This window comes from uncultured Mycobacterium sp., assembly GCF_964249325.1.
Lineage (GTDB): Bacteria > Actinomycetota > Actinomycetes > Mycobacteriales > Mycobacteriaceae > Mycobacterium.
On sequence record NZ_CAXUCH010000291.1, the window covers coordinates 2,917 to 4,799 of the forward strand.

The 1,883-nt window shown below is 67.3% G+C and carries 2 protein-coding genes and 2 pseudogenes (1 of these 4 running past the window's edge); all 4 read right to left on the reverse strand.

The window, feature by feature from the left end:
* Nucleotides 1–840, reverse strand: a pseudogene (menE, locus tag ACFE99_RS22835) (o-succinylbenzoate--CoA ligase) (it extends 172 nt beyond the left edge of the window).
* A gap of 59 nt (nucleotides 841–899) precedes the next feature.
* On the reverse strand, nucleotides 900–1,202 hold the full coding sequence (locus tag ACFE99_RS22840) for a DUF3349 domain-containing protein (protein ID WP_375488835.1): 303 nt from the start codon (nucleotides 1,200–1,202) through the stop codon (nucleotides 900–902).
* Between the two features lie 55 nt (nucleotides 1,203–1,257).
* Nucleotides 1,258–1,560 carry a hypothetical protein gene (locus ACFE99_RS22845; RefSeq protein WP_375488837.1) on the reverse strand — a complete coding sequence of 101 codons (303 nt, stop codon included), beginning with the start codon at nucleotides 1,558–1,560 and terminating at the stop codon, nucleotides 1,258–1,260.
* A pseudogene (locus ACFE99_RS22850) lies at nucleotides 1,560–1,883 on the reverse strand (inorganic phosphate transporter); the annotation flags it as partial. The gene ACFE99_RS22845 and the pseudogene ACFE99_RS22850, both read right to left, overlap by 1 nt.

The window sequence follows — 1,883 nt, forward strand, 5'->3', positions numbered from 1 at the left end:
CACCGCCGGATGGGTCAATAGTGCAGCCTCCACGGGTTGCGGAAGCACCGTCGATCCACCGGTGCTGATGGCCTCGTCGATGCGGCCAAGCACACTGAGTAGCCCCGAATCATCCACCACACCAACGTCGTTGGTGTAGAACCAGCCAGGCTCGGCGAACGGATCGGGATCGACCGGATTGCGGTACCCCTTGGCCAGCGTCACACCGCCGACCACGATGCGCCCGTCATCCGCGATCCGCAGCCGCACCCCCTCAAGCGGGACACCGTCGTAGACACAGCCGCCCGCGGTCTCGCTCATCCCGTAGGTGCGCACCACGGAAATACCCGCCGCCGCAGCCGCTTCCAGCACCGATTGCGGCGCCGGACCGCCGCCGATCAGCACGGCGTCCAGCTCGGCCAGCGCATCGGTCGCCGCCGGGTCGGTCAGCGCCTTGGCCAGCTGGACAGCGGCCAACGAGGCATATCGCCGGGCTGATCCCAATCCCTTTACGGCACTGGGTAATTCGGTGACATCGAAACCCGCCGAGACGTCCAGCTCGACGGGCACCGTACCAGCCAGCACGCTTCGCACTAGCACCTGCACACCGGCGATGTGATAGGGCGGCAACGCCAGCAGCCAGCGGCCGGGGCCGCCCAGACGGGCGTGAGTGGCCGTTGCACTGGCGATCAGCGCGGCGGCCGTCAGCATCGCGCCCTTGGGCGCACCGGTGGTTCCCGACGTCGTCACCACCAGCGCGATGTCGTCGTCGATCTCTTCGCCTATCCGCAACGCAGGCAACGTGTCACCGGAGCGCACCGGGACCAGCGCGGGTTCACGGTCGGCGAGAACGCCCTCCAACGCAGGCAGGAGATACTTCGCCGCGGAACCCGGCGAAACGGCGATTGCGCGCAGAACGGCTATCCGCGGCCCTCGCCCTCGCGGACGTCATCGAGCGGCCAGCCCTTGGCAGCCAACCGTGCCCGCACCCGCTCGATGTCCTCGGGCGCAGGCAGGTCGTCGGTGAACTGGGTGATCGTCGCGCCGATGTCGATGTGGTCGAAATCGCCGCGCTGCATCAGTTCATTAGCGACGGCCTTGACCTCGTCGTTGGTCAGCCGTCGTGACAGCAGAGCCAGTAGCGGGAAGTAGTCGGTCGGCGGCACGCCTTCGGGATAGCCGGCGCGCAGCCAGGCGACGATCGAGGTGAGGAATCGGTTCACAGTCCGTCAACTTCCGCGGGGGCCGTCAAATCGTAAGCACACGACCAGGTCAATGCTACTTGGAGTGCTGGGGTCGGGGAGCGCCGAGGATGTACCACCCTGTGTGGTGCGCGATGAATTCGCGTGCGATGAACAGCACGCCGAGTACGACCGCCGCCAGCACCAGTGCGAAGATCGCCCAGCTGAGCGCAGCCATTACCGGGCGCCTGACAGCAATGGCGTGGCTGTCCGTGCTCACCCCGGCGCCGACAGCGCCCAGTCGAATCCCGACAGCGAACAGCGCCGGCAGCCCTGCACCCACCACCAGACTGAAGATCAGGATCTTCAACGTGGCGGCGTAGTTGAACCACGTACTCATCAGGCGCTAGTCGTGGGGATGGTGTCGGTGTTAGGCCGGGTGCCGGCCGGTGGCTCCACCGCGGCGGAGTCCGCGGGCGGTGTCGCCGTGTCGAGTCCGGCCGTCAGGCTGCCTTCCCACTCGTGGTTGACGTTGGTGTGGTCAACGCGCACCTTGCGAGCCTGCAGCCAGATTGCCAGCGAGACCGCCGACAGCAGCGCGAAGCCGACGAGTACGCCGACGTAGCCGCCGATGGCGTGCACGATGCCGTAGGTGATCGCACCGACGATGCCCGCGGACGGCAGTGTGAACAGCCACGCCGTCACCATCCGGCCGGCCACCCC